Consider the following 24044-nt stretch of genomic DNA (forward strand, 5'->3'; position numbering starts at 1 on the left):
CCGGCCGACCAGTTGCAGCTTGGCCGACAGTTGCTGGACGCGCTCGGTGAACGCATCGCTGGAACGTTTGAGTTCGTCCTGCGCCGCTTCCATCTGCGCCAGTTGTTCGAGCTTGTCGCCTTCTTCGGCGCTCAGAGTCTGCGTGCGGCGGAAGTCTTCCAGGGCCTTCTGCGCGTCGAGCACTTGCTGGTACAGCGCTTCGGTCTGGGTCTTGCTCGCGGCGCGATCGGCGGCCACAGCCTGTTGGGTCTTGAGTTGCTTGAGTTCTTTTTCCAGACGCTCTTTCTGGTCGCGCAATGCGGCGCGATCGGCCAGCGCTTGCAGGGCCGGCGGCTCGATGTGCGAGATGTCAATCGACAGGCCCGGCACTTCGAAGCGCTCGCCCTTGAAGCCATCAAGAATCAGCTCAACCGATTTCACCCACTGGCCATCCTCGTCGAGGGTGATGCCGTGTTCGCCCAGCGGCAGGCTGAACAGCGCACTGTTGAACAGGCGCATCAAACGTTCAACGTCCTGTTGCGAAAACTCTTCGCGCAGACGGGCGTAGCTGTTGTTGTCAGCGTGATCGAGTTGCTGCTTGACCGACTTCAGGCGTTTTTCCAGATCGCGCAGGCGCTCTTCCAGATCCTCCGCACTGAACTGACGCGATTGCGCCAGCGCACCGGCCAGTTCATCGTGAGCGTCTTTGGCCGCGAGCAATTGTTGCTCCAGCACTTTGACGTCATCAACCAGCGCGAAGCGGTTCTTCAGCACCGACAACTCGCCGAGCCAGCGCTGGATGCCGGAAATTTCCCGCTCCAGACGCATCAACTCCTGAGTGCCCCCGCGTTGATCGTTTTGCAGGCTGTCCTGCTCGCCACGGTAGTGGTCCGCCTGAATTGTCAGTTCTTCCTTGCGCGCACTGGCGTAGTCCGACCAGGTGCCGAGCAAGGAATCGAGCAGCGGCGACAGGCGATGCAGTTTGCCGCGCAGTACGTCGCGCTGTTTCACGCCGTTGGCCAAGGCTTCAACCAATGGACCGGCAGCGACCAGCGAGTTGTAGTCCTGCTCCATCCGACGTACATCGCGGAAGGCTTCTTCGCACGCGGCGATGTAATCGACGCTGCCGGAACGCAGGCTGTGCTCGAAGGCATCGAGAAACAATTGCTTGAGCTTGGCCGCAGTGATTTCGCGCATGTGCAGCAGGTTGATGAACAGTGCGCGGAACGTTTTCAGGCTCTGCTCGCTGGTGGAGCGCAGCGGGATCAGCGTCAGGTCCAGCGGGATCGACGTGTGACCGCCAACCAGCAATCGACGCAGTTCATCAGGCTTCAGTTCGTAGGCTTTCAGGCCTTCTTTCTCAAGGTTGCTGAACAGCTCTTTCTGGCGCAGGCAGGTGTCATTCTTCTGGTAATGCGCCAGGTCGAGCTTGCCGGCGTAAGCGAAGAACTGGTGACCGAAACCACCGCCCGGGCCGCGACCGACCACGCCAATCACGTGCGGGCCGTGCGGCAGGTTCACTTCGACAAGGATGTAGCTGGTGTCGGAGGCGAAGTAGAAGCGCCGCGATTGTTCGAGGCTGTACTTGCCGAAACTCATGTCCGACATGCGCGCCAGAATCGGGAACTGCAAGGCGTTGATCGACGCCGATTTACCGAGGTTATTCGCGCCGTAAACCGACAACGGTTCTTCCAGCGGGAACAGACCGAGGCTGTAACCGGCAGTGTTCAAAAGGGCAAAGCGGCGGATGCCGTAGCGTTCCTGGCTCATGCGTCGGACTCCTGTTCTTCGGCAATGGCGCGGGCCAGAGCGTCTTCTTCGCTTTCTTCGTCAAATTCGCTGAGATCGAGCGGATCGTCGGTTTCGAGGAATTTCGCTTCGGCTGCTTCGTCGATCAGCACCGGCGCCGGCAGTGGCAATACGCTGTGCACGCTGGCCGCCAGATCGCGGTCTTGCTGCACCGACAGGCACACATCGAGGAAACGGTGCATCGGCGGCAGGAAACGGTAAACGCCGTTTTCTTCGCCAGCGAAACCCAGTTGAGTCATGCGGCGCATGATCTTTTCTTCGAGTTCTTCAACCGTTTGCACTTCGGCCTGAATAAACAGGTCGCGGTATTTCTCCAACAGCGATGGCAACTCTTCGCGGCCGAGGCTACCGCCATCGAGCACGGCGATCGGGTCGCGGCCCTGATCAGCCAGATGCTCGACGAGGATGAAAGTGAACAGCGCCAGACGCTGGGCAGTCTTGTTCACCGCCGCAGCGGCCATGTCCGGCACGAAGTAGTAGAAGCCACGGGTGTCGCAGACCAGTTCAAAACCCAGCGCCTTGAACAGCGTGCGGTACTGATCCTGGAAGTTCGACAGTTGCGCGTACAGCTCCGGGTCGCGGCGACTGACGTGGTAGCCCTTGAACAACTCGCGGAAAATCGGCGCGAGTTGCGACAGTTCGGAAAGATCAAGATGCATGTGGGATGCTCGCAGAATCCTCGGCGGCGGTGTCGCTGGCCGAGAGCAGGGCGAAGGAGCGCAGGCTGACCTGGTGCTCGTGAGTGTGGTATTCGCGGCGTTCCAGACGCTCGCGCTTGAAACGTTTTTCCCGCGACAGGCGCGAGAACCAGTAAAGCAATTCGTCGGTGGCGCCGTCCGGTTCCTGTTCCAGCAGCCACGTCATCAGATCCGGCATCGGCAGCGATTCTTCGCAACGGTCGACCATCTCGCGCACGGTGCGTGGCGCGCGTGGGGCTTCGCCTTTCTGCGTCTTGTGCGCCTTGGGGAAACGCGCCGGTTTCGGCTCGAAACGCGCCAGGGCGTAAACGTAGGCTTCGACCTGACTGGCGCTGCCGAGGAAGGTGCTTTGCGGGCGGGTGAACAATGGCATCGCGGCTTGCGGCACGGCGTCGATGCCTTTGCGGCGAATGGCCGCCAGGGCGAGCGCAGCGCCACGGGTCACGGCGTTGTGCCGGCGCGCTTCTTCACGCAGTGGCAGCAGCAGTTCGCGGGCATGACGCAAAGTCAACTGGGCGCTGGTCTGCATCTCGAGGATGCGCGCGTGGGTGCGCAGCAGCATGTCGTCATCGACCAAGTGGCCGAGGCGCTGCTGTTCGCTGAGCATCTTCAGCAGCACGGTTTCGACCTTGCGCACTCCCTGCTCGAAGGCGCCATCGGCGTTGACCAGATCGATCATCGGCTCGACGTATTCATCCCAGGTCGCCAACACTTCAGCGTAACGCTGGCGCAATGGAATTTGCCGGTCGCTGGTCTTGGCGCGTTCGGCTACAGCCACCAGCGCCTGTTCGTCATTGTCGAGCTTCTTCAAAACATCGCGTACGCGCATGTCGAGCAAGCGCAACTGACGGGCCAGGTCGTGGCCGTCGCGGACGTCGAACGCGTCCTGGATATAACCCGCCAGACGCTCGAGGTGGCGCAGATAGGCTTCGATCTCCAGGCACAGGCCCAAGCGGTGTTCACGACGCAAGTAGGCGAGGAAGTCGTGAATCTGCGCGTTCAGCTCGAATCGGTTCGGGCTTTTCGCCACCGGAATCAGAATATCCAGGCGAATCCACACGTCGAGCAGGCTGGTGATGTCCTGCGGCGTGCTGTCCAGTTGTTGGGCGGCCAGTTGCGTACGCAGTTCGTTGAGGCTCAGGGTGCCTTGGTCGAAGTGCTCGCACAGTGGCTCCAGAAGTGCCCAGTGTTCAGCGAGGGCGCGCAAGACGCGCTTGGGTTCGATCATCGGAATGGCCGGCTGGTTGGCGATTAAAAGCCGCGATTGTACTGCATCACGAAGGCTGCAATTCACTCTCGGGACGGGCTGCTGTTTTTTCCAGGGTAAAGAGCATTGGTCAAGGCTATCGATCAACAGCAAGCGATCTTGAGCGAAGGGCGGTAGAATCAGCGCACTTTCAGTTATCCACAAGTGGCCGACCTTTGCTTATCGAGTCTCGCCGCCGCGCCTATTTGAACGCCATGCAGGTGGTCAATTGGCTGCCGCGCACCGAATTGCCCTTTGCCGCCCCGTCGCGGCCCGAGCTGCTGGACATGCCCGAGCCTGAGATTGAGGTGCCGGTAGTGCTGGCTCCACAGGCCGAAGCCCCGGTGCAAGTGGCTGCTGCGCGCCCGACCGAGCGTCCGAAGATCGAAGTGCCGCGCCCCTCGCTGGCGAGCACCCGCACCGGCGCCAAACCGGTGGAAGAAGTCGACGACACACCGGTGGTTGCCAAGCCGGCGCCGGTTCCGCCACCGCGTTTCGCCCTGCAATTGCTGCGTGCCGGGCGATGTCTGCTGCTGGTCGAGTTACCCACAGGCGAACCGTTCCAGAGTCGCGACCCCGCTTATCTGTTGCTTAAAGACATGTTGCGCGCCGCCGGTCTGCCGGATGCGCCGCAGATCGTCGGCGAGCCGGTGCGCTGGCCGTGGTTGAATCGCGGCACCATGGACCAAGGCCCGGACGCGGCGCGCGACTTCGTCCAGGGTTTCCTCTCAGTACAGATGGAAGCGGCACCGTGCGCTTGCCTGTGGCTGATCGGCCTGCCGGCGGTGCGGTTTGCCGGTGAGGCGGACGCCGAAGCGTTCAATCGTGAATTGCAGATCGAAGGTCTGGGCTCGGCCTGGGCCATTCCCGGTCTGGAGTTGTTAATGGAAGAGCCACAGCGCAAGGCCGCTGTGTGGCAAGCCATGCGTCGGCTGATGGCGCGCTGGAAAGAATCGAATGAGTGAAGCTGTATCGTTCCGCCCGATGACCGAGGCGGACCTGGACGCGGTATTGAAGATCGAATATGCGGCGTACAGCCATCCGTGGACTCGCGGGATTTTTCTCGACGGGCTGGGCAAATACCAGATCTGGCTGATGTTCGAAGGTCAGCAGCAGGTCGGCCACGGCGTGGTGCAGATTATTCTCGATGAGGCGCATCTGCTCAACATCACGGTCAAACCGGAGAATCAGGGGCGCGGGCTGGGGCTGACGTTGCTGGAGCATCTGATGTCGCGGGCGTATGCAGCTGAAGCTCGCGAGTGCTTTCTCGAAGTGCGTGACAGCAATACAGCTGCGTTCAAGTTGTATGAGCGATATGGCTTCAACGAGATTGGCCGGCGTCGGGATTACTATCCGGCTGTTGGCGGGCGCGAAGACGCCGTGGTCATGGCCTGCACCTTGGTCGATTAAAAAGTTAAAGCATCCCGGGCAAGCCCGCTCCCACAGGTATCGCGTCGAGCACATCATCTGCGTACGACTCCAATCACTGTGGGAGCGGGCTTGCCCGCGATAGCGATCTATCTGAAACGATGATCAGCGGTTGCCATCCAGCGGATCGCGCCGCGCCAGTTCAGCCTCATCCAGGCCATTGCCGCCGCCGATGTCATCTTCATCGACCAAGCTCAGATCCCAGTCCGCCGGATTGTCTTCGCCAGCCTCCTCGGCATCCCGCGCGCCATCTTCATGGATCAGGGTTTCCGGGCTCAAGTCATCGTCGGTCGGTTCATGATCAGCGGTCGATGCGCCGGTAAGCCCGGCTTCACGCACGCGCTCATCGGGCATCAATTGTTCGCGTTCCCGCTCCGGTATCTCATCGCCAATCTTTGCGCTGGGCTCTTCGTCGTCGAAATCCAGCTCGTGCACCGATCCCATGCGGTCTTCGTTATCATCGATGGGCTCCGGTTGCACCGCATCGTAAGGTCGTCGTGAATCAGTCATGGCAAATCCTCATAGTGTGGGCCTTACTAGGTGGACTCACCCGACACACGAGAATTCCAACGAAAACACTTGCGATCCTTTCGTGACCCCGGCCGACGGTCGTCTGTCAAAGCTGCGCATCTTTCTTGAGGCCTTACATATGCACGACTTACAAGACCTGATTGATAACAACGAGCGTTGGGCTGACGCGATCACCAAGGAAGACCCGGATTTCTTCGCCAAGCTGGCGCGTCAGCAAACGCCTGAGTATCTGTGGATTGGCTGTTCCGACGCTCGGGTGCCGGCCAATGAAATCGTCGGCATGTTGCCGGGCGATCTGTTCGTACACCGTAACGTCGCCAACGTAGTACTACACACCGACCTCAACTGCCTGTCGGTGATCCAGTACGCGGTGGACGTGCTCAAGGTCAAACACATTCTGGTGACTGGTCACTACGGTTGTGGCGGCGTGCGCGCGTCGATGCAGGACCGTCAGTTCGGCCTGATCGATGGCTGGCTGCGCTCGATCCGCGACCTGTACTACGAAAAGCGCGAGGAACTGGCCAAGTTGCCGACCGAAGAAGAGCAGGTCGATCGTCTGTGCGAACTCAACGTGGTCCAGCAAGTGGCCAACGTTGCGCACACCAGCATCATTCAGAACGCCTGGCATCGTGGGCAGAGCCTGTCGATCCACGGCTGCATCTACGGCATCAAGGATGGCCGCTGGAAAAGCCTGAACACGACCATCAGCGGTTTCGAGCAATTGCCGCCGCAATACCGTTTGCGTCCGGTAGGTGCGTTGTAGCCTGAATCTGAAAGCACTGCTCAACCCAGGCCATGGCCGCGCCAGCGTTGCAGATAATGCTGACCTTCAAGGGTGGGTGGTTCGTTGTAACCGGTGATCCACCCACGGCAGCGCGAAGAACCGCAACCGCAGGCGAACTGGCGCAGCAGTTTGTCTTCGGTGGCGGCGTAATCCATGGTCAGCCGCTCACCCCTGTGGATATCTTTCAAGGCCCACAGCCAGAGTTCGCTCATGTCGAGAAACACGTTCGGGTCGCAGGCGTGTTCGAGCAATCCACAAAAGCGTGGATCGTAGATATGGATGCCGGTCAGCAGTTGTCGGGTCTGGCGACAGCGGTAGGGCAGCAGTTGTCCCGACACCCGGCACATGCGGCTGGTATGCAGAAATTCCCGGCGCGCCGCGACCCCGGTTGGGGTGGCGTACTCATCGTGGAGAATTTCAAAGTCGGCGAAGGAGGGAAAGCCCAGCCGTACGGGTAACCCTGCGAACGGGTAAATGCCCTCGGTATCGTGAGGGACGGATCCTGCAAACGCGTGGGTATTCATAACAATCCTTGTTGGAAGATGCTGCGACTTCCTTGCACTGACGTCCTGTCAGTTCTGCAACATGGCTGTTTGGATCCAATCCTGTCGTAAAAACTATCGCCACGTCTACTGTCAGATCTGACAGGCGAAATAGACGCTTTCCCGTGTCAGTGATGACTGACACGGGAATGGTGCTTGAGCGGTTACAGGTGCGGAGCGGGCACCGCGGTGTCTGGCATCGGCGCCTTCAACTGCTGCAGTTGCGCTTTGATCGGCGTGGTCGCGCATTGGGCGGCGGCCTGTTCCGGCGTCAGGTTGCGGATTGAGGTGTAGAACAGCTCGCAGGTTTTCGCTTTTTGCGTGACTTGCCAGGTCTGCGTGCAGTTGTTGAGGGTGGTCTGCGCGTTGCTGCCTGGTCTGCTGCCCATATCGGCTTGCCAGCAGGCAGCGCTCAAATCCTGCCCCATGACTTTCAGGCCGGCGGCGTCAGCCTTGGCCTGTGCATCGTCGCCGGTATAGCTTTTCGGGTCGGCGGCGTACCAGATGTAACTCGGGTGGTTCGATCCCAGCACCGGCACGTTCACGCCCGCGCTCGGGCTGATGGTCGCCAGGCCCAGCACGCTGACCGTTGGCCCGTATTGCTGCTTGATCCAGTTGCGTACCGGCGCGCCGAAAGCCACCATCGGCAGTGTCTTGCCGCTGGAGGTTTGGCTGAATTGTTTGACCAGCGTGGTCTGGTAGTCCTTGAAGTAGTCATAAACGCCTTCCAGATCACTGCCGGCGCTGGCCGGCGCGGCGATCGGCGCTATGTCGATGATGGTCTGATAGGCCGGGGTCTGCTCGGCGGGAATGCCATTGACCGTCAACAGCGTGGCCCACCGGTCGGTGGTGTTCGAGCGCAGATAATCCTGAGCCTGGGTCAGCGAGTAATCCGGCGGGAAGTGCAGCAATTCGACGCTTTTGCGATTTTCCAGGGCCATGCCCAGCGGCAGGAACAGATACCAGCTGTACGCCCATTTGCCGTCGGCGTTGAGTTTGCTGGCGCCGGCGTAAGCGAGATCACCGGCATCGAGCAGCGCGGACAGCGGTTTGTCGTAACCGGCCGGCACACCGCTGATTTCGGCGTAGAGCTGGTCGTTATCGTTTTTCACCAGCACTTTGGCATTGGCATAACCGTCGCGTTGCACGCTCTGGCTCAGGTAATGCGCGACGGTCTGCTCCAGCGTCCAGTTGCGAAAGCAGATCACGCTGCAGTTGTTGGGGTAGGCGAAGAGGCGCGTGACGCGTTCGGTGCTGCCCAGTTTCAAGTCGACATCGGCGTGGGCGGCCGCGCTCAGTGTGAGCGCGGCGAGTGCCAGTGCAGTGGGGGCCAGTGTTGTGGGAATCAGTCCTGCGAGTTTGAACATGCTCAGATCCTTTTCAGCGTGGTTCCCCGCGGGGCGGGGGGCGCCTCATAGTGGATCAGCCGTGTTGCACAGAAAAGCCGTCATTCACAGAAATTTGCGCCACACCCCAGAACGCGTCCTCAGGTCCGAAAATGCAGGGCGTTGGTCAGATCGCCCATGGGTTTCTGGCCACGGGCTATCATCGCCTCGTCACGCTGCTTGAGGCCGTTGAGGGTCTCAAGCTGGAACACCCGGGTGATCAGCCGCAGGATCGACGCCGTGTCGTAGACCGTGTGATCCACCGTGCCCTTGCGTGCAAACGGTGACACCACCAAAGCCGGCACCCGCGATCCCGGGCCCCAGCGGTCGCCCTTGGGCGGCGCGACGTGGTCCCACCAGCCGCCGTTTTCGTCGACCGTGACGATCACCACCATGTTCTTCCACTGCGGACTTTCGCGCAGTACCTTCAGCGCACGGACGATATGCCGGTCACCGGAGGCGACATCGGCGTAACCGGCGTGCATGTTCAGGTTGCCCTGCGGTTTGTAGAAGCTCACGGCCGGTAGCTTGCCGGCCTCGGCGTCGGCGAAAAACCTGTTGGTACTCGACTCGTCACCCAAACCGGCGTCGCGCAGGCGTTTATTGCGCTCGTCCGGGTTTTCCGGGCCTTGCTGCTTGAAGTAGTTGAACGGCTGATGGTGATACTGAAAGTTCGGAATCTTGGGAATGCCACCGGAGTCCTTGTATTGCTCCAGCGTTGCCTGCCATGCCCCGGCGTACCAGGCCCAATCGATGTTCTTCTTCGACAGTTTGTCGCCGATGTGTTCGTGGGTCTGCGGCACCATGACGTTGGGCAGGTCCGGTTTGGAATACGCCGGGCGCTCCGGGTCGCGAATCCAGGTGGGCCAGTAGGGCGGGGCGAGGGTGTTGACGCCAAAACCGTCCGGGGTCAGCGCACTCGGGCCGAATTGCGGCGGGCCGGTCATGGCGCTGGCCGGTGATTGTTCCAGCGGCTTGAGTCGCGAGTCGGCTGGATCAGCACTTTGCAGGGTGGCGATCTGCGACTTGGCGACAGAATTGGCAGCGTCAGGGTAGAACGGCGCGGTGGCGCTGATCAGGTATTGGTGATTGAGGAATGAGCCACCGAAGGCGCCCTGGAAAAAGTTGTCGCACAACACGAATTCCTGAGCGACATCCCACAGCCGCAGGGAATAGCGGCTCTGGGCGTAGTGGCCCATGGTCAGGCCACCGGAGTCGGCCCAGGCGACGAAGCCATCGTTCTTGCCGCCATTGATCTGCATTTGGTTCTGATAGAACACGTGCCACAAATCGCGAGTGACCAGGCCGAACGGCAAGTCTTCGCCGTTCGGGCCTTTGAGGGCGAACGGTGCGTTGGGCAGGTTTTCCTGAAACTGCGTGGCGTTGGGGTAAGTCACGCCATCAAGGGTTTGCGGGCCGATCTGCAGCACACCGCCCCAGACCGGAGGCAGGGTTTGCAGCAGCGAGCCGTCGCGATCACGTTGTTGATAGTCGCCGGGCTTGAGCGCGGTCAGCGGCTTTTCGACACCGGGGAAATCACCGAACAGGTTATTGAAACTGCGGTTCTCGGCGTAGATCACCACCACGGTTTTCACCTGATCGCGCAGGGCTTTGTCCAACTCGGCTGGCGTCAGCGGGCGCTCGGCGGGTTGGCCGGGTTGGTCACTGGCGTTGCCGCATCCGGCCAGCGTCGCGCCAACACCGAGCACCGCGACGCTACCGAGGAAGCGGCGGCGACTGGTGTCGGTGGGGGTTTCGGATTCAGGTGCGTCAGTGTCATCTGTTTCGTCTTTCATCTGTCAGCCCGTTCAGCTTAATTGTTTCAGTATGTTTCGGGCGGACGCTAGCAAGTGAATATGACGGTTGGGTGACAGTGTGTCGGCTCGCGGTATACCTAGCCGGGCATGAGCGAGTTGAGCGAGTAACCTAGCCGGCTGGCGGCCGTAATCGCCGTCATCACGACCAGAACCACCAATTGCAAAGGACTGAAATGCGCCCAATGCAGCGCTGTCAGCCATGGGCGCCGGCTGCTGAGTTCCGGGTCGAGCGAACCGATACGTCGTTTATGCACCAGGCCGATCAGCATCACTGTGACGTAAGTCAGTGCCCCGAGCGGCCCGAGCAACAGAGAAAACAGCAGCACCATGACCACCTGTGGCACCCCGTGACGTATTACCAGCCAGCGGGTGTCAGGGTTCCATTGGCGTGGAATCAGTCCTTCGGTAAGCCATAGATCCGCAACGATCACGTGGGATGTAAGCACTACCCACCAACTCAGTGCAAAGCGGAAAAACCATACGGGTACACAGGCAAATATCATCGGAATGAAGATAAGGTTTGCGGCTGTTCTGTTCTCTAAACCCAGATAGAACAGGCTCAGCGCCAACGCGATGGCGGCCCACACCCGTACCCAGGTTTCGGCGGCGATGGGGCGTGGAAAGAAGCGCCGCCAGTAAAAGGCGTCGGCGTAGGGCAATCGTGCGAGCAGTGCCGGGAAACGCCACGTGAGTTTTTCCGACAGATCGTGGCAGGCCTGCCATTCATTCTGACCAAACCCGTCGATGAGTTTCTTCTGTTGTCTGGGCTTCATCGGATTGATCAGCATATGCGCCGCTTGCACGTCGGCAGCCCAGGTGCGATCGCTCTCAGCCTTGGTCCGCAGATTGTCGTAGAAACTTTCCTGATTGCAGCGTTCGATCAACGTGTCCCAAAGCCAGTTCGGTTGCGGGTGCAGGCCTTTGTTGTGATCCCAGCCGAACAGTTGGCCGATGCGGTCGAACAGCGGCACGCTCCACTCGCTGTCATTGAGCAAGTGCAGCAGGGTTTGCTGCCATTGTTCGCGGCGATCGAAAACCTGCAGCCACGGTTGGGCGCTGTAGCGTTTGAGCACGTTGAGGAATTCGCGCTCGCTCTGGCTTTCCAGCAGCGCTTGCAGGGTGTTTCGGTAATCGGCCATCAGGCTCTCGGCGAGCCCGTCACGCTGACGATCATTCATCAGCACGTCTTGCCACGGCCCCAACCATCCCAGTTGCTCGACGGCCCAGTGCAGCACCGGAGCGCGCAGCTGCGGCTGTTCAAAACACAGTTGCAGTAACAGCCTTTCGAACGCCTTGGCGCAGCCTTGCTGTTGCGCCTGATCCCAACGCTCGTCGAGGTTGTCTGGCGACAGGCCTTCGAGCAGTTGCTGTGCGGCTTGCGTTTCAACAGCGTGCGCATCTACATGCCTGTCCGCGGCCATGGGCTCGACACGTAAAACCTCGTCCTTTTCGGGCGGCACGAACGGCTCCGGGGCGGCCGGGCTGACGGGCGGAAACTCAGGGGCGGCAACATCCCATGGCTGGTTTTGCAGGTGGCTGCGTTTGTTTGCCAGCGCAGCATCGAGTGCCAGCGCGGCAAAAGTGCTGGAGGCCGTGGCCACGGCGACGTCTTCTTCGTCCGCAGGCTCAGCGTTTTCAAGGCGCCACCGGGCAATCGCCAACGCTTGTTCGTAGGCTTCGCGCAAACGCTGGAAACCCTCGGCATCCTCATCGGGGCGGAAGGTTTTCAGCAGACGCGCATAGGCGCGTTTGATGTCGCGGGCTTCAGCGTCATCGTGCAGGTGCAGCACCGACCAGCAATCCATGGCCAGGCTCCTTATTGCCACGGAGTGCGATCAAGTTCGCTCAGGCGTCGGCTCAAGTCGGTGCGCACTTCACGGATCTGGCGTTCATCCTGAGAGTCGAGCGCGATCTGGAATTGCTTGGCCCAATCGCCCATCAGATCACGCATATCGCCCAGGCTTTCCTGATAGAGGCGCTCCAGACGCGCACTCAACAGCGTGTTGACCTGCTGCTCGCGCGGATGAATTTTCAGCTGTGCCAGGTTCTGCAGGCGTTGCTGAATCTCTTCCGGTGTGAGCACGCCCGGGTTGTTCTCGATGACCAGCGAATGCTGTTGCCCGGTCAGGGGAATCTTTACCTGGGCTTCGAGCAGACCGTTGTTGTCGTAGGTGAAACGCACATCGAGAGCGACTTCGCCGGCCTTGCGTTTGGGCACTTTGATGTCCAGTTCGCCGAGTGCCACGTTGTCTTTGACCAGGCGGCTTTCGCCCTGAAAGATGCGCACGACCACCTGTTCCTGATTGTCGTGCAGGGTGTACACGGTTTTCACCCGACTGACCGGGACGATGCTGTTGCGCTCGATGATCGGCAGGTAATGGCCGCTCTCATAGTTACGGCCGACCTGTGTGGAGGTTTCTATGCCCAGGGTGTAGGAGCAGACATCGGTCAGCACCACTTCTTCCAGCGCTGCAGCGCGAGCCTTGAGTGCCGCTTGAATCGCCGCGCCCTGTGCCACGACCTGATCCGGGTCGAGGGTGATCGACGGGAAGCGGCCGAACAGCCCGGCAGCGAGTTTGCGCACCAGCGGCATGCGCGTGGTGCCGCCGACTAACAGAATTTCGTCCAGATCGCTGACGCGGATGCGCGCATCGCGCAGCGCCCGCTCAATCGGCGCACGCAGGCGTTCGAGCAGCGGCATGTACAGCGTTGCCAACTGTTGCTGGGTGATGGTTTGCGTCCACTGCCGCTCACCGAGCTGCAAGCGGAATTCGGCGCTGTCGTCCTGGCCCAGCGCCTTGCGCACGCGTTCGGCCTCGCGACGCAGCGGCTGGATGACGCTGCTGCGCTCAGGGAAGTCGGCGGCCGAACGGTGCTGGCTGATGAAGTGCTCCAGCAGCACCGTGTCGAAGTCTTCGCCACCGAGGAAGTTGTCACCGGCGCTGGCGCGCACTTCCATGACCCCTTCGAACAGCTCCAGAATCGACACGTCGAACGTGCCGCCACCGAGGTCGAAGACCAGGAACGAAGTTTCCTTGTCGCGCTGGTGCAGTCCATAGGCGAGGGCAGCGGCGGTTGGTTCGTTGATCAGCTTCTCGACCTTCAGCCCGGCCAGTTCGCCGGCGATGCGCGTGGCTTTGCGTTGAGCGTCGCTGAAGTAGGCCGGGACGCTGATCACGGCTTCGGTGACGGTTTCGCCATAGGCGCGTTCAACGTCTTCTTTCAGACTCTTGAGCACCAGCGCGGACAGCTCTTCCGGGCGAAACGCCTTGTCGGCCAGATACGTTTGCGTGGCGCTGCCCATGTGGCGCTTGAACAGCGACGCGGTCAGGCGCGGATGCGTGTGCAGACGCTCGCGCGCCGCCTGACCCACCAGAATCCGGCCCTGATCATCCAGGCCGACAACGCTCGGTGTCAGGAACTGACCCAGGGCATTGGGCACCAACTCGGTGGCATCGCCACGCCAGACGGCGACCAGGCTGTTGGTGGTTCCCAGGTCAATCCCTACGATCATTGCAACGAACTCCCTTTGCGCTTGGTAAAAAATGGAAACATTTATGGGCGCGCAGAATATTACCGAGGGAGCGATGCGGTAAAGCAGGATGATGGCTCTGAGCCATTATTTGCGACAGGCAGCCCGACACAGGGCTGTTTCAGGAGAAAAGTTTGGGGCGCGGCCATCATGACTGCGCCCCGCTTGGGTTAAGGCATCACTGGCGGCGTATACGCCAGCGTCGTCCCCAACGCCCACAGCAACAGCAGCACCAGCGGCGTGTGCACCAGCAATTGCACAAAGGAGAATCCGATCAGGTCTCGCGCTTTCAGCCCGAGTACGCCGAGCAGCGGCAGCATGTAGAACGGGTTAATCAGGTTCGGCAGCGCCTCGGCGGCGTTGTAGATCTGCACCGCCCAGCCGAGGTGATATTGCAGATCGTTGGCCACCTGCATCACGTACGGCGCTTCGATGATCCACTTGCCGCCACCGGATGGAATGAAGAAACCGAGAATCGCCGAGTACACGCCCATCAACAGTGCATAAGTGTCGTGGGAGGCGATGCTGACGAAGAACGTTGAGATGTGGTGCGCCAGGGTTTGCGCGTCCGTGCCTTTGACCGTGGTCATCAGCGCGGCGATCGAGCCGTACAGCGGGAACTGGATCAACACGCCGGTGGTGGTCGGCACGGCGCGGGCGACGGCATCGAGGAAACTGCGCGGCCGCCAGTGCAGCAAGGCGCCGAGCATGATGAACAGGAAGTTATAGGTGTTCAGCCCGGAAATCGCGGTGATCGCCGGTTTGGTTGAAAACTCATGGAACAGCCATCCCGCCGCCAGCAGTACCAGCACGATGATCAGCAGCGGACTGTGTTCCAGCCACTCTCCCGGCCGCGTGCGCGGTTGCAGCGGTGGCAGGTTGAAGGCCGGGTCGATGCCGCAGGCCTTGGCATCACGCGCGGAGTTCGGCCCGGGGGCGGTGGCGTAGGCGATGATGATCGAGATCACGATCAGCGCCAGCAACATGACGCCGGACTGCCAGAGGAAAATCGTTTCGGTGAACGGAATCACCCCGGTGATCGACAGAATCGACGGCGGCAGGCTGGCGGGGTTGGCCTGCAACTGCGCGGCGGACGATGACAGACCCAGCGCCCACACCGCACCAAGGCCCAGATAGGCAGCGGCTCCGGCGGCGCGATAATCCATTTTCAGATCGGTGCGGCGGGCGAGGGCGCGTACCAGCAGACCGCCGAACACCAGCGACAGGCCCCAGTTGAGCAACGACGCGACCATCGAAATCAGCGCGACCCAGGCCACGGCGGAGCGGCCGTTTTTCGGGATGCGTGCCAGACGATCAATCAGTTTGACCGCGGGTGGCGAGCTGGCGACCACATAACCGCCGATCACCACGAAAGCCATCTGCATGGTGAACGGGATCAGGCTCCAGAACCCGTCACCGAAGGCCATCGCGGCATCGGTGGGTTTGGCGCCCATGGCCAAAGTGGCCAACGCGACAATAATCACCGCCAACGCGGCGAATACCCAAGAATCGGGAAACCAGCGTTCGGCAAAGCTTGAACAGCGCAAGGCAAAGCGCGCAGAGCGGCTATCTTCGATATCAACGGCCACGGGAGTACCTCGGATTTTTATGGTTATTGTGGTCTTGCGGACGAATCACACATCCCCCCGTAGGAGTGAGCCTGCTCGCGATGGCGTCGAGTCAGTCGATACACCTGTTGAATGTAAAAACGCTATCGCGAGCAGGCTCACTCCTACAGGGTTTTGACTGTGGGATTCGCCAAGTCTCAACAGTAATTCAACTGCCAATGCTTTGTGAGCAGCTTTTGCAAAACCGGGACTATGGTCTAACGGGTTGTCCACCAGCCCATTTGCGTAGACCATGGGCGCCTTGGTTTTTTGCCTGCCAGAGTTCTTTGCCATGACTGCCCAAACCACGGCCAAACCTGCGCCGTTCAGCCGCTCCGACTACAAGACCCTCGGCCTTGCGGCCCTTGGCGGGGCGCTGGAGATTTACGATTTCATCATTTTCGTATTCTTCGCCCTGACCCTCAGTCAGTTGTTCTTCCCGCCGGAAATGCCCGAATGGCTGCGCCTGCTGCAAAGCTTCGGAATTTTCGTCACCGGTTATCTGGCGCGGCCACTGGGCGGAATTCTGATGGCGCATTTCGCTGATCGCCTCGGGCGCAAGAAAGTCTTCAGCCTGAGCATCCTGATGATGGCGCTGCCGTGCCTGCTGATCGGGATCATGCCGACGTATGCCCAGATCGGCTATTTCGCGCCGCTGCTATTGCTGGCGCTGCGCATCCTGCAAGGTGCGGCGGTCGGTGGTGAAGTGCCGAGCGCCTGGGTGTTTGTCGCTGAACACGCGCCGACCGGGCATCGCGGTTATGCCTTGGGCTTTTTGCAGGCCGGACTGACCTTCGGTTACCTGATCGGCGCGCTCACCGCGACGTTCCTCGCGCAAGTCTTCACCCCGGCGGAAATCCTCGATTACGCCTGGCGCTATCCGTTTCTGCTGGGTGGCGTGTTCGGTGTGATCGGCGTCTATCTGCGCCGCTGGCTCAGCGAAACCCCGGTGTTCATGGCCATGGAAGCGCAGCGTGAAGCCCGGGTCGAACTGCCGCTGCGCACGGTGCTGCGCGAGCATCGGCTGGCGATGTTGCCGGCAATGTTGCTGACCTGCGTACTGACTTCGGCGGTGGTGGTGTTTGTGGTCATCACCCCGACCATGATGCAGAAAACCTTCGGCATGACCGCCAGCCACACCTTTGCCCTGAGCGCCTTGGGCATCGTTTTCCTCAATATCGGTTGCGTGATCGCCGGTCTCTTGGTCGATCGCATCGGCGCCTGGCGCACGGTCATGCTCTATAGCCTGCTGCTGCCGCTGGGCATCGCCGTGCTTTACGGCTGCTTGATCATGGGCGGCGATTGGGTCGGTCTGGCCTACGCCGTGGCCGGTCTGGCGTGTGGTGTTGTCGGTGCGGTGCCGTCGGTGATGGTCGGTTTGTTCCCGGCGCGCATTCGCGTATCGGGTATCTCCTTCACCTACAACATTGCCTACGCCGCGTGGGCGAGTATCACCCCGCTTTTGTTGATCGGTCTGATGCCGTGGAGTCCATGGATCTGCGTAATGTTCTGCGCGGTGATGGGCGTGGTGGGCATTCTCAGTGCGGCTTATTTCGGTTCGAAAATGCCGCGTACGGGGCAGTGTCAGGTGGCCGGGACTGCCTGAGCGCAATGGGCCCGAACTATTTTTGACTGATGAGTCTCAAGTGCTCTTCAGAAATGGTTTTCAAGGCCGATGGTTAGGCTGCATACCCGCTTTCTACCTGCCATCGGTGCTTTCCCATGTTCAACAAACGCTTGAAGCAAGAGCTGGCCGCTCTTCGTGAAGAACTCTCCAGCCTTCTGCAAGTGAAGGAAAGCCTGGAAAGCGAGATGCTGGTGCTGACCCTTGAGCCGGACGGTCGGATTCAGTCGGTCAACCAGAACTTCCTCACCGAGATGCTCTACAAGAGCCATGACCTGATTGGCCGTGCGCTTGAAGACATCGTGCCGGTTCACGTCAAATCCGACGAGTTCTACCGCCGCTTCAAGAGCGCAATGAGCCGAGGCGAGCATTTTGCCGGGGCCGTGCGCCTGTTGCGTGGTAATGGCGAAGAGGCCTGGCTGCGTTCGATCGCCCAGCCGGTGCGCTCTTCCGATGGACGCATCAAGCACATCTCGATCTTCTCCAGTGACCTGACCCGCACCATCGAAGCGTCCCGCGAACACGAAAACCTGATCGGCGCACTGGTGCGTTCCACCGCGTTGATCGAGTTCGACCTCAACGGTAACGTGCTGAGCGCCAACGAGCGCTTCCTTAGTGGCATGGGTTATAGCCTGGCGCAGATCAAGGGCAAACATCACCGTATGTTCTGCACACCCGAGGAGTACAACAGCGCCGAGTACCAGAACTTCTGGCGCCGCTTGAACAACGGCGAATTCGTGGCCGAGCGCTTCAAGCGAGTCGACAGTCATGGTCGTACCGTGTGGCTGGAGGCGTCCTACAACCCGGTGGTCGATGCCAACAACAAACTGTACAAAGTGGTGAAGTTCGCCACGGTGATCACCGATCAGGTCAACCGCGAACAAGCCGTTGCCGATGCGGCCAGCATTGCCTACAGCACCTCGCAACAAACTGACAGCACGGCGCAGCGTGGCACTACCGTGGTGACCGAAGCGGTCAACGTGATGCGCGACTTGTCGCGGCACATGCAGGCCGCCGGTGAAGGCATCGAAGCGCTGAACGAGCAATCGCTGGTGATCGGTACCATCGTCAAAACCATCAGCGGAATTGCCGAACAGACCAACCTGCTGGCGCTCAACGCCGCGATTGAAGCCGCCCGTGCAGGCGAGCAGGGCCGCGGGTTTGCGGTGGTGGCCGACGAAGTGCGGCAACTGGCGTCACGCACCAGCCAGGCGACCGAAGAGATTGTAGGTGTCGTGCGGCAGAACCAGGAAATGGCGCGTAACGCCGTGGCGCTGATGACCGACGGCAAGCTGCAGGCCGAGCAAGGGCTGGCGCTGGCGGCGGAGGCCGGTACGGTGATCGTCGAGATTCAGGATGGCGCGCAGAAAGTCGTGAATGCCGTCGGCCAGTTCGCCAATCAACTGTCCCACTGACCTGCACTAAACCCTGTAGGAGTGAGCCTGCTCGCGATAGCGGTGTATCAGTCAGCACAAATGTTGAATGTAAGACCGTGATCGCGAGCAGGCTCACTCCTACAAATTTGCGTTGGCGCTACAATCTGTTCCTTTTCCCCGGAGCAGATCCCCATGAGCGACTCTCACCGCCGCCCGGTTCCCCTGAACAAAGCCTATCGCCTGCTCAATCACGGGCCGACCGTGCTGGTCAGCGCCGCCCACGATGGCCAGCGCAACATCATGGCTGCCGCGTGGGCGATGCCGCTGGATTTCGAACCACCGAAAGTTGCCGTCGTACTCGACAAATCCACCTGGACCCGGCAACTGCTCGAAGCCTCCGGCACCTTCGTGCTCAATGTGCCGTGCGTCGATCAGGCCGACATCGTGCAGACCGTCGGCAATACGTCGGGCCTGGAAATCAGCCAAAGCCAGGGTCAGGACAAGTTTCAGGCGTACGGGTTGAAAACCTTCAACGGTGAACTCGTCGAGGCGCCGCTGCTCAACGGCTGCGTCGCCTGGCTCGAATGCCGCTTGCTGCCGGAGCCGCGCAACCACGAGCAATACGACCTGTTCCTCGCCGAAGTCATCGCTGCCCATGCCGATGAACGCGTGTTCAGCGAAGGGCGCTGGCATTTCGAAGGGCATGATGGCTTGCGTACCCTGCACCATGTGGCGGGTGGGCATTTCCTGACGATTGGCGATGCAGTGGACGGCAAGACCCTCGATGTTTGAATTTCGTTGATGGAAAACCTTCAACGGATGTAGCAAGGTAGGGACCTTGTCGAACCAATCAGGCACGTGTCCCATGGACCTTTCCGTTACCGGTTATCTCGCTCCGTTACTGTCGCTGGCGTTGTTGTGGACGGTTGCCGTAGTCACGCCCGGTCCCAACTTCTTCAATATTGCTCAGCTCGCGGCCAGTCAGTCTCGTCGACATGGTGTGGTGGCGGCACTGGGTGTGGCGACCGGCACGGTACTGTGGGGGCTGGCCGGCGGTTTGGGCATCAAGACGCTGTTCAGCGCTGCACCGACGTTGTATCTGGGCTTCAAGATTGCCGGCGGTTGCTACCTGATCTATCTGGGTATCAAGCAGTTCCGGCGCAAGGCTGCGCTTGTCCCCGGTGCGGCGGATGTTGCGAAACAAACGTATCTGGGTGTTTATAGCCGCGGCTTTCTCGGCAACATGACCAACCCGAAATCGGCACTGTTCGTCGCGACAATTTTTGCTACCGCCATGCCGGCCCATGTGCCGCCGTTGCTGCTGGCACTAGCGGTGATGACCATGGCGACGCTGTCGTTCAGTTGGTATTGCAGCGTGGCACTGTTTTTCGCCAGCCGACGGGTAGCCGGTGTTTACGAGCGGTCACGTCAATGGCTGGATCGTCTGGCGGGCGGTTGCTATCTGTTGTTTGGTGCGCATTTGGTGGCCAATCGCTGAGGCCGCTTCTGCGGCCTCGGCAACTGCCTCAATCTTTCAACGGGATGTACAGCTCGACCACGCTGCGCGGGTCCATCGGGCCGAAAAAGCGCTCGCCGCAATACTCGAACTCGATCCCTTCGGCGGGTGTCATGCCGGCGGCAGGCAGCCATTCGCTGTAGGCGGCGCGGAAGGTTTCCGGCAGCGTCGTGACGGTGCCGTGGTGTTCGACGCGAGCGTACCGACGAGCAGGTATCAGCAATTCGACCATGCCTGACACCAGTGGCGCATCGTGCCCCACCGGCAGGCCGGCGATGTAGCGCCATTGCCCGTCCTCCAGTGGTTGGCACACGCCGAACGTGCCGAGCGGTTCGTGCAGTCGGTCAATTTCCTCTTCTCGCGGCACAAAGCGCTGCCACATCTCGGCGATAGTGCCTGCGTCGTCCTGCTGCCAGGTCATGCCCATGATGCGCAGGGCCGGGTAGTCGACCCGTTCGGGTATTTGCATGGCCGGCAACGGACGATCCGGTTGTGCAAGATAACGGGTCAATTGTCCCAAGACGTTTTCACTGCGCTGGATATCGGCCTTCAATTGTTGCGCATGCTGTTCGAGGGCTTCACGCAGATTGATCACACTGTCCAGCCCGCCGTTGGCGGCCAGCAGACGAATCTCTTCCAGCGGCAGACCCAATTGTTTAAGCCAGATGATCCGCCCGAGCGTAACGATCTGTTCCGGCCGGTAATAGCGATAGCCGTTGTCGCGCCCGGTGGCCGCCGGGCTGAACACACCGATGCTGTCGTAGTGGCGCAAAGTCTTGGTGGTGAGCCCGTGGCAGCGGGCCATTTGTCCGATGGTAAGCATGAAACCTCTCCTTTTGGCTGCTTGGGCTCAACGGTAAAGCTTGCCCCAAGGGCAAGCTCAATCCCCCAACGCTTCCCCTTCACGCCGTGGATCCGCGCCACCGGCCAGTGACGCATTCCCCTGCGCATCCTTGACCCGCACGATCGCCTGGGTGCCGCTGGTCATGTCGATTTCGTTGACCGTGTGGCCCTTGTCCTTCAACGCCTGAATCAGTGCCGGGCTGAACTGGCCTTGTTCCAGTTCGGTCGGGCCGTTGCGGCTGCCGAAGTTGGGCAGGCTGATGGCGCTTTGCGGGTCGAGGTTCCAGTCGAGCAGGCCGACGGTGGTTTTCGCCACGTATTCGATGATCTGCGAACCGCCGGGCGAACCGACCGTTGCGACGAACTCGCCGCTGTGGCGATCGAAGATCAGCGTCGGCGCCATCGACGAGCGTGGGCGTTTGCCCGGTTCGACGCGGTTGGCGACTTTCTGCCCGTTCTCTTCGGGGATGAACGAGAAGTCGGTCATCTGGTTGTTCAACAGAAAGCCCTGAACCATCAGGTGCGAGCCAAACGCCGCTTCGATGGTGGTGGTCATCGACACAGCGCCGCCGAGGTCATCCACCGCGACGACTTGCGAGGTGGAGATGCGCAGCGGCGAGCGGTCCGGGGCGTAGGCCACTTGCACGCCCGGCGGTGTGCCCGGTTTGGCGCTGCCCATGCTGCGTTCGCCGATCAGGCTGGCGCGGCTGGCGAGGTAGCCCGGATCGACCAGGCCTTTGACCGGCACGGGCATGAAGTCGGTATCGGCGACGTATTGCGCGCGGTCGGCGTAGGCCAGACGTTCGGCTTCGGCGATCAGATGCACGGTTTGCGGATCGGGTTCGATGCCGGCCGGTTTGTCGGTTTTCAACGGTTTGAGCGGTGTCAGTGAAAGACGTGGATCACGGGTTTCCAGTGCTTGCAGGGTGCCGAGAATCTGCGCCACGGCGATCCCGCCCGACGACGGCGGCGGCATGCCGCAGACCTGCCAGCGTTTGTAATCGGTGCACAGCGGTGCGCGTTCTTTGGCGTTGTAACCTTGAAGATCATTCAGCGAAAGGCTGCCGGGGTTGGCGTGGCCCTGAACCTTGGCGACGATTTCCTCGGCAATCGGGCCTTTGTACAACGCGTCCGGGCCTTCGTTGGCGATGCGTTTGAGCACCGCAGCCAGCGCCGGGTTTTGCAGGCGCGTGCCGATTGCTTTGACGCTGCCATTGGCGTTGAGGAAGTATTTCGCCATCTCTGGCGACTTGCGGATCACCGGGTCTGATTCCAGCAGCGAATGCAAACGCGGGGAGATGGCAAAGCCTTGCTCGGACAGTTTGATCGCCGGCTCAAACAGCTTCGCCCATGGCAGGCGACCATGTTGTTTATGCGCCATCTCCAGCGCACGCAACACGCCCGGCGTACCGACCGAACGACCGCCGATCTGTGCCTGCGGGAACGACATCGGTTGGCCGTCAGCTTGCAGGAACAGCTTCTCGGTGGCGCCGGCCGGAGCGGTTTCGCGACCGTCATAAGTGCGCACCTGTTTGCCGTCCCACAGCACGATCATCGCACCGCCACCGATCCCGGAAGATTGCGGCTCGACCAGCGTCAGCATCGCTTGCATCGCAATCGCCGCATCAATCGCCGAACCGCCCTGACGCAGCATCTCGCGACCGGCTTCAGCGGCGAGCGGGTTGGCAGCAGCGGCCATGTGTTTGCTGGCGTGGCGGGTTTGCAGATCGGTGCGGTAACCGGAGGCCGCTTCCGGTGCCAGCGGCAAGGTCGAGGAGGGCGGGGCGTTGCACGCGGTGAGGGTCAGGGCGCTGATGATCAGCGTCAGGGCTGGCAGGCGAAAGCGGCTCAAGGGCAAGGCTGAAAACACGCGGGCTCTCCGTCCGTGGGATAAAAGTCTGAGGGACTTTATCGACCGACTGTGTAGGACGCAAACCGCTGGTATGTTTCTCCTTCATGCCTTGGCGAGTTTTCTGTAGGGTCGGTGGCAATTGATTGACTACGAACATCCCCTTGTAGGAGTGAGCCTGCTCGCGATAGCGCTGGACCAGTCAGTATTGATGCTGAATGTAATTGCGCGATCGCGAGCAGGCTCACTCCTACAGTTCAAAGGCATAAAAATCACAAGAGGCCAAGAATGCACAGCGAGTTCCCCACCGAATCCAGCTACCGCGACCAACGCGAACAGTTCCTGGCCGCCGCCAATGCCGCCGGTGCCACGCTCACCTCCTACGCGCATCCGCGCTGCGGGCCATTCGGTGAACCGCTGAGCACCGACGTCGCCGTGCTCGGCGATCCGCAGGCCAAGCGTCGGCTGGTTGCGCTCAGCGGTACGCACGGAGTGGAGGGCTATTACGGCTCGGACTGTCAGATCGAATGGCTGAAAACCTTCAAGCCCGGTTCGCTGCCCAAGGATGTCGCGGTGGTGATGGTGCACCTGATCAACCCATGGGGCACGGCGTGGTTGCGTCGGGTCAATGAAGACAACATCGACCTCAACCGCAATCACCTCGACTTCACCGGGACTCTCCCAGAAAACCGCGCTTACGCCGCACTGCATGAAATCTACGCGTGCAGCGACTTGAACGGCACCGAGCGACAACGCGCCGATGCCTTGCTCGATGCGCAGATCAACGAGCATGGCTGGCCGGCGGTGATGTCGATTGTCGAGGGCGGTCAGCACAGCCATCCCGATGGATTGTTCTATGGTGGTCGCGCGCCGAGCTGGTCGAATCGCACGCTGCATCAGATCATCGATGCGCATGTGGCTGGCGCTGAAACCGTAATGTGCTTCGACCTGCACACCGGGGCTGGCGAGTACGGACATCCTATGTTGCTGACCATCACCCAGGCGCCTTATCCGGCACTCGCACAGGCTCAGGCGATTTATGGCCCATGGCTTTACACGCTGCACACCGGCGCCGACACCTTGAGCGAAACCGGTGTGGCAGCGACGGCTACCGGGTACACCTCGCAGGCGCTGCTCAATGCGTTGCCCGACGTGCAACTGATGCCGTTCGTGATCGAGTGCGGAACGTATTCGGGGCCGGAGGTGCATCGGCATTTGCGTGATGACCATTGGCTGCATCTGCATGGCGATCCGCTGGATGCGACGGGGCGGGGGATCAAGTTGAATCTGCTGGAGCAGTTTTATCCGGCGGATCCGGATTGGCGGGCGATGGTGGGGCTGCGGACTCGGCAGATTTGGGCGAAGGGGTTGTTAGCCCTGTCGACAGAGAAACCTGAGTAGATCAGGCATAGTCTTGAGGTGAGGAGCTTTATCTCCTCGCCTCAAATTCGGTGATTATCTCGAGGTGTAAATTAGCA

The 24044-nt window shown here is 60.7% G+C and carries 18 protein-coding genes and 3 pseudogenes; 9 read left to right on the plus strand and 12 right to left on the minus strand.

Features of this window, described 5'->3' with window-relative positions:
- The 3 genes and pseudogenes from ACIONG_RS21835 to mksB all read right to left on the minus strand — a co-directional run.
- A pseudogene (locus tag ACIONG_RS21835) lies at window positions 1-1749 on the minus strand (chromosome partitioning protein ParA); the annotation flags it as partial.
- Window positions 1746-2447 carry an Mks condensin complex protein MksE gene (gene mksE / locus ACIONG_RS21840; protein ID WP_053123840.1) on the minus strand — a complete coding sequence of 234 codons (702 nt, stop codon included), beginning with the start codon at window positions 2445-2447 and terminating at the stop codon, window positions 1746-1748. The pseudogene ACIONG_RS21835 and the gene mksE, both read right to left, overlap by 4 nt.
- Window positions 2437-3714, minus strand: a complete 1278-nt coding sequence (gene mksB, locus ACIONG_RS21845; protein WP_213026594.1) for an Mks condensin complex protein MksB — start codon at window positions 3712-3714, stop codon at window positions 2437-2439. The genes mksE and mksB overlap by 11 nt, the downstream gene beginning before the upstream one ends.
- Before the next feature lie 233 nt (window positions 3715-3947).
- Here mksB and ACIONG_RS21850 point away from each other — a divergent pair, with 233 nt between their 5' ends.
- Window positions 3948-4697 carry an energy transducer TonB gene (locus tag ACIONG_RS21850; protein WP_401302666.1) on the plus strand — a complete coding sequence of 250 codons (750 nt, stop codon included), beginning with the start codon at window positions 3948-3950 and terminating at the stop codon, window positions 4695-4697.
- Window positions 4690-5142: a ribosomal protein S18-alanine N-acetyltransferase gene (rimI, locus tag ACIONG_RS21855; protein WP_007961522.1), complete on the plus strand. Its 453-nt coding sequence runs from the start codon at window positions 4690-4692 to the stop codon at window positions 5140-5142. Before ACIONG_RS21850 ends, rimI begins: the two co-directional genes overlap by 8 nt.
- 123 nt (window positions 5143-5265) lie before the next feature.
- Here rimI and ACIONG_RS21860 read toward each other — a convergent pair whose 3' ends face one another.
- Window positions 5266-5670: a serine kinase/phosphatase gene (locus ACIONG_RS21860; protein WP_103306044.1), complete on the minus strand. Its 405-nt coding sequence runs from the start codon at window positions 5668-5670 to the stop codon at window positions 5266-5268.
- Between the two features lie 139 nt (window positions 5671-5809).
- On the opposite strand from ACIONG_RS21860, the gene can reads away from it, so the two are divergent.
- Window positions 5810-6454 (plus strand): carbonate dehydratase, encoded by a 645-nt coding sequence (can, locus tag ACIONG_RS21865; RefSeq protein ID WP_003228196.1) that lies wholly within the window; start codon window positions 5810-5812, stop codon window positions 6452-6454.
- Between the two features lie 20 nt (window positions 6455-6474).
- On the opposite strand, the gene ACIONG_RS21870 is transcribed toward can, so the two are convergent.
- From ACIONG_RS21870 to ACIONG_RS21895, 6 genes are all read right to left on the minus strand, one after another.
- Window positions 6475-6999, minus strand: a complete 525-nt coding sequence (locus ACIONG_RS21870) for an SET domain-containing protein-lysine N-methyltransferase (protein WP_103306045.1) — start codon at window positions 6997-6999, stop codon at window positions 6475-6477.
- Between the two features lie 182 nt (window positions 7000-7181).
- Window positions 7182-8384 carry a hypothetical protein gene (locus ACIONG_RS21875; protein WP_315446483.1) on the minus strand — a complete coding sequence of 401 codons (1203 nt, stop codon included), beginning with the start codon at window positions 8382-8384 and terminating at the stop codon, window positions 7182-7184.
- A gap of 119 nt (window positions 8385-8503) precedes the next feature.
- On the minus strand, window positions 8504-10198 hold the full coding sequence (locus tag ACIONG_RS21880; RefSeq protein WP_401302629.1) for an acid phosphatase: 1695 nt from the start codon (window positions 10196-10198) through the stop codon (window positions 8504-8506).
- 98 nt (window positions 10199-10296) lie between these two features.
- A complete protein-coding gene (locus ACIONG_RS21885) occupies window positions 10297-12024 on the minus strand; it encodes a J domain-containing protein (protein ID WP_401302631.1) in 1728 nt (575 codons plus the stop codon).
- A gap of 11 nt (window positions 12025-12035) precedes the next feature.
- Window positions 12036-13733 carry a molecular chaperone HscC gene (locus ACIONG_RS21890; RefSeq protein WP_213026590.1) on the minus strand — a complete coding sequence of 566 codons (1698 nt, stop codon included), beginning with the start codon at window positions 13731-13733 and terminating at the stop codon, window positions 12036-12038.
- Between the two features lie 188 nt (window positions 13734-13921).
- Window positions 13922-15340, minus strand: coding sequence for a short-chain fatty acid transporter (locus tag ACIONG_RS21895; protein WP_007912940.1), 1419 nt, complete (start codon window positions 15338-15340; stop codon window positions 13922-13924).
- 310 nt (window positions 15341-15650) lie between these two features.
- On the opposite strand from ACIONG_RS21895, the gene ACIONG_RS21900 reads away from it, so the two are divergent.
- The 5 genes and pseudogenes from ACIONG_RS21900 to ACIONG_RS21920 all read left to right on the plus strand — a co-directional run bounded on the left by ACIONG_RS21900 (window position 15651) and on the right by ACIONG_RS21920 (window position 19856).
- Window positions 15651-16964: an MFS transporter gene (locus ACIONG_RS21900; protein WP_103306098.1), complete on the plus strand. Its 1314-nt coding sequence runs from the start codon at window positions 15651-15653 to the stop codon at window positions 16962-16964.
- Between the two features lie 206 nt (window positions 16965-17170).
- Window positions 17171-17809 (plus strand): annotated as a pseudogene (locus ACIONG_RS21905) (PAS domain-containing protein); the annotation flags it as partial.
- A gap of 150 nt (window positions 17810-17959) precedes the next feature.
- A pseudogene (locus tag ACIONG_RS21910) lies at window positions 17960-18397 on the plus strand (methyl-accepting chemotaxis protein); the annotation flags it as partial.
- Window positions 18398-18550: 153 nt separating this feature from the next.
- Complete coding sequence (locus ACIONG_RS21915; protein ID WP_401302634.1) at window positions 18551-19150, plus strand: flavin reductase family protein; 600 nt, start codon at window positions 18551-18553, stop codon at window positions 19148-19150.
- Between the two features lie 73 nt (window positions 19151-19223).
- On the plus strand, window positions 19224-19856 hold the full coding sequence (locus ACIONG_RS21920; RefSeq protein WP_401302636.1) for a LysE family translocator: 633 nt from the start codon (window positions 19224-19226) through the stop codon (window positions 19854-19856).
- Between the two features lie 28 nt (window positions 19857-19884).
- Here ACIONG_RS21920 and ACIONG_RS21925 read toward each other — a convergent pair whose 3' ends face one another.
- Window positions 19885-20697 carry a GyrI-like domain-containing protein gene (locus ACIONG_RS21925; protein ID WP_401302638.1) on the minus strand — a complete coding sequence of 271 codons (813 nt, stop codon included), beginning with the start codon at window positions 20695-20697 and terminating at the stop codon, window positions 19885-19887.
- A gap of 57 nt (window positions 20698-20754) precedes the next feature.
- A complete protein-coding gene (gene ggt / locus ACIONG_RS21930; RefSeq protein ID WP_401302640.1) occupies window positions 20755-22587 on the minus strand; it encodes a gamma-glutamyltransferase in 1833 nt (610 codons plus the stop codon).
- 267 nt (window positions 22588-22854) lie between these two features.
- Here ggt and ACIONG_RS21935 point away from each other — a divergent pair, with 267 nt between their 5' ends.
- Window positions 22855-23967 (plus strand): DUF2817 domain-containing protein, encoded by a 1113-nt coding sequence (locus ACIONG_RS21935; protein WP_401302642.1) that lies wholly within the window; start codon window positions 22855-22857, stop codon window positions 23965-23967.
- Window positions 23968-24044 lie beyond the last annotated feature (77 nt).

The sequence above is a fragment of the Pseudomonas sp. NPDC087817 genome (assembly GCF_044742875.1).
GTDB lineage: Bacteria > Pseudomonadota > Gammaproteobacteria > Pseudomonadales > Pseudomonadaceae > Aquipseudomonas.

Excerpts from the sequence above, each read along its gene's own strand:
- mksE (WP_053123840.1), bottom strand. The coding sequence starts at position 2,447 with ATGCATCTTGATCTTTCCGAACTGTCGCAACTCGCGCCGATTTTCCGC.
- mksB (WP_213026594.1), bottom strand. The coding sequence starts at position 3,714 with ATGATCGAACCCAAGCGCGTCTTGCGCGCCCTCGCTGAACACTGGGCA.
- ACIONG_RS21850 (WP_401302666.1), top strand. The coding sequence starts at position 3,948 with ATGCAGGTGGTCAATTGGCTGCCGCGCACCGAATTGCCCTTTGCCGCC.
- rimI (WP_007961522.1), top strand. The coding sequence starts at position 4,690 with ATGAGTGAAGCTGTATCGTTCCGCCCGATGACCGAGGCGGACCTGGAC.
- ACIONG_RS21860 (WP_103306044.1), bottom strand. The coding sequence starts at position 5,670 with ATGACTGATTCACGACGACCTTACGATGCGGTGCAACCGGAGCCCATC.
- can (WP_003228196.1), top strand. The coding sequence starts at position 5,810 with ATGCACGACTTACAAGACCTGATTGATAACAACGAGCGTTGGGCTGAC.
- ACIONG_RS21870 (WP_103306045.1), bottom strand. The coding sequence starts at position 6,999 with ATGAATACCCACGCGTTTGCAGGATCCGTCCCTCACGATACCGAGGGC.
- ACIONG_RS21875 (WP_315446483.1), bottom strand. The coding sequence starts at position 8,384 with ATGTTCAAACTCGCAGGACTGATTCCCACAACACTGGCCCCCACTGCA.
- ACIONG_RS21880 (WP_401302629.1), bottom strand. The coding sequence starts at position 10,198 with ATGAAAGACGAAACAGATGACACTGACGCACCTGAATCCGAAACCCCC.
- ACIONG_RS21885 (WP_401302631.1), bottom strand. The coding sequence starts at position 12,024 with ATGGATTGCTGGTCGGTGCTGCACCTGCACGATGACGCTGAAGCCCGC.
- ACIONG_RS21890 (WP_213026590.1), bottom strand. The coding sequence starts at position 13,733 with ATGATCGTAGGGATTGACCTGGGAACCACCAACAGCCTGGTCGCCGTC.
- ACIONG_RS21900 (WP_103306098.1), top strand. The coding sequence starts at position 15,651 with ATGACTGCCCAAACCACGGCCAAACCTGCGCCGTTCAGCCGCTCCGAC.
- ACIONG_RS21915 (WP_401302634.1), top strand. The coding sequence starts at position 18,551 with ATGAGCGACTCTCACCGCCGCCCGGTTCCCCTGAACAAAGCCTATCGC.
- ACIONG_RS21920 (WP_401302636.1), top strand. The coding sequence starts at position 19,224 with ATGGACCTTTCCGTTACCGGTTATCTCGCTCCGTTACTGTCGCTGGCG.
- ACIONG_RS21925 (WP_401302638.1), bottom strand. The coding sequence starts at position 20,697 with ATGCTTACCATCGGACAAATGGCCCGCTGCCACGGGCTCACCACCAAG.
- ACIONG_RS21935 (WP_401302642.1), top strand. The coding sequence starts at position 22,855 with ATGCACAGCGAGTTCCCCACCGAATCCAGCTACCGCGACCAACGCGAA.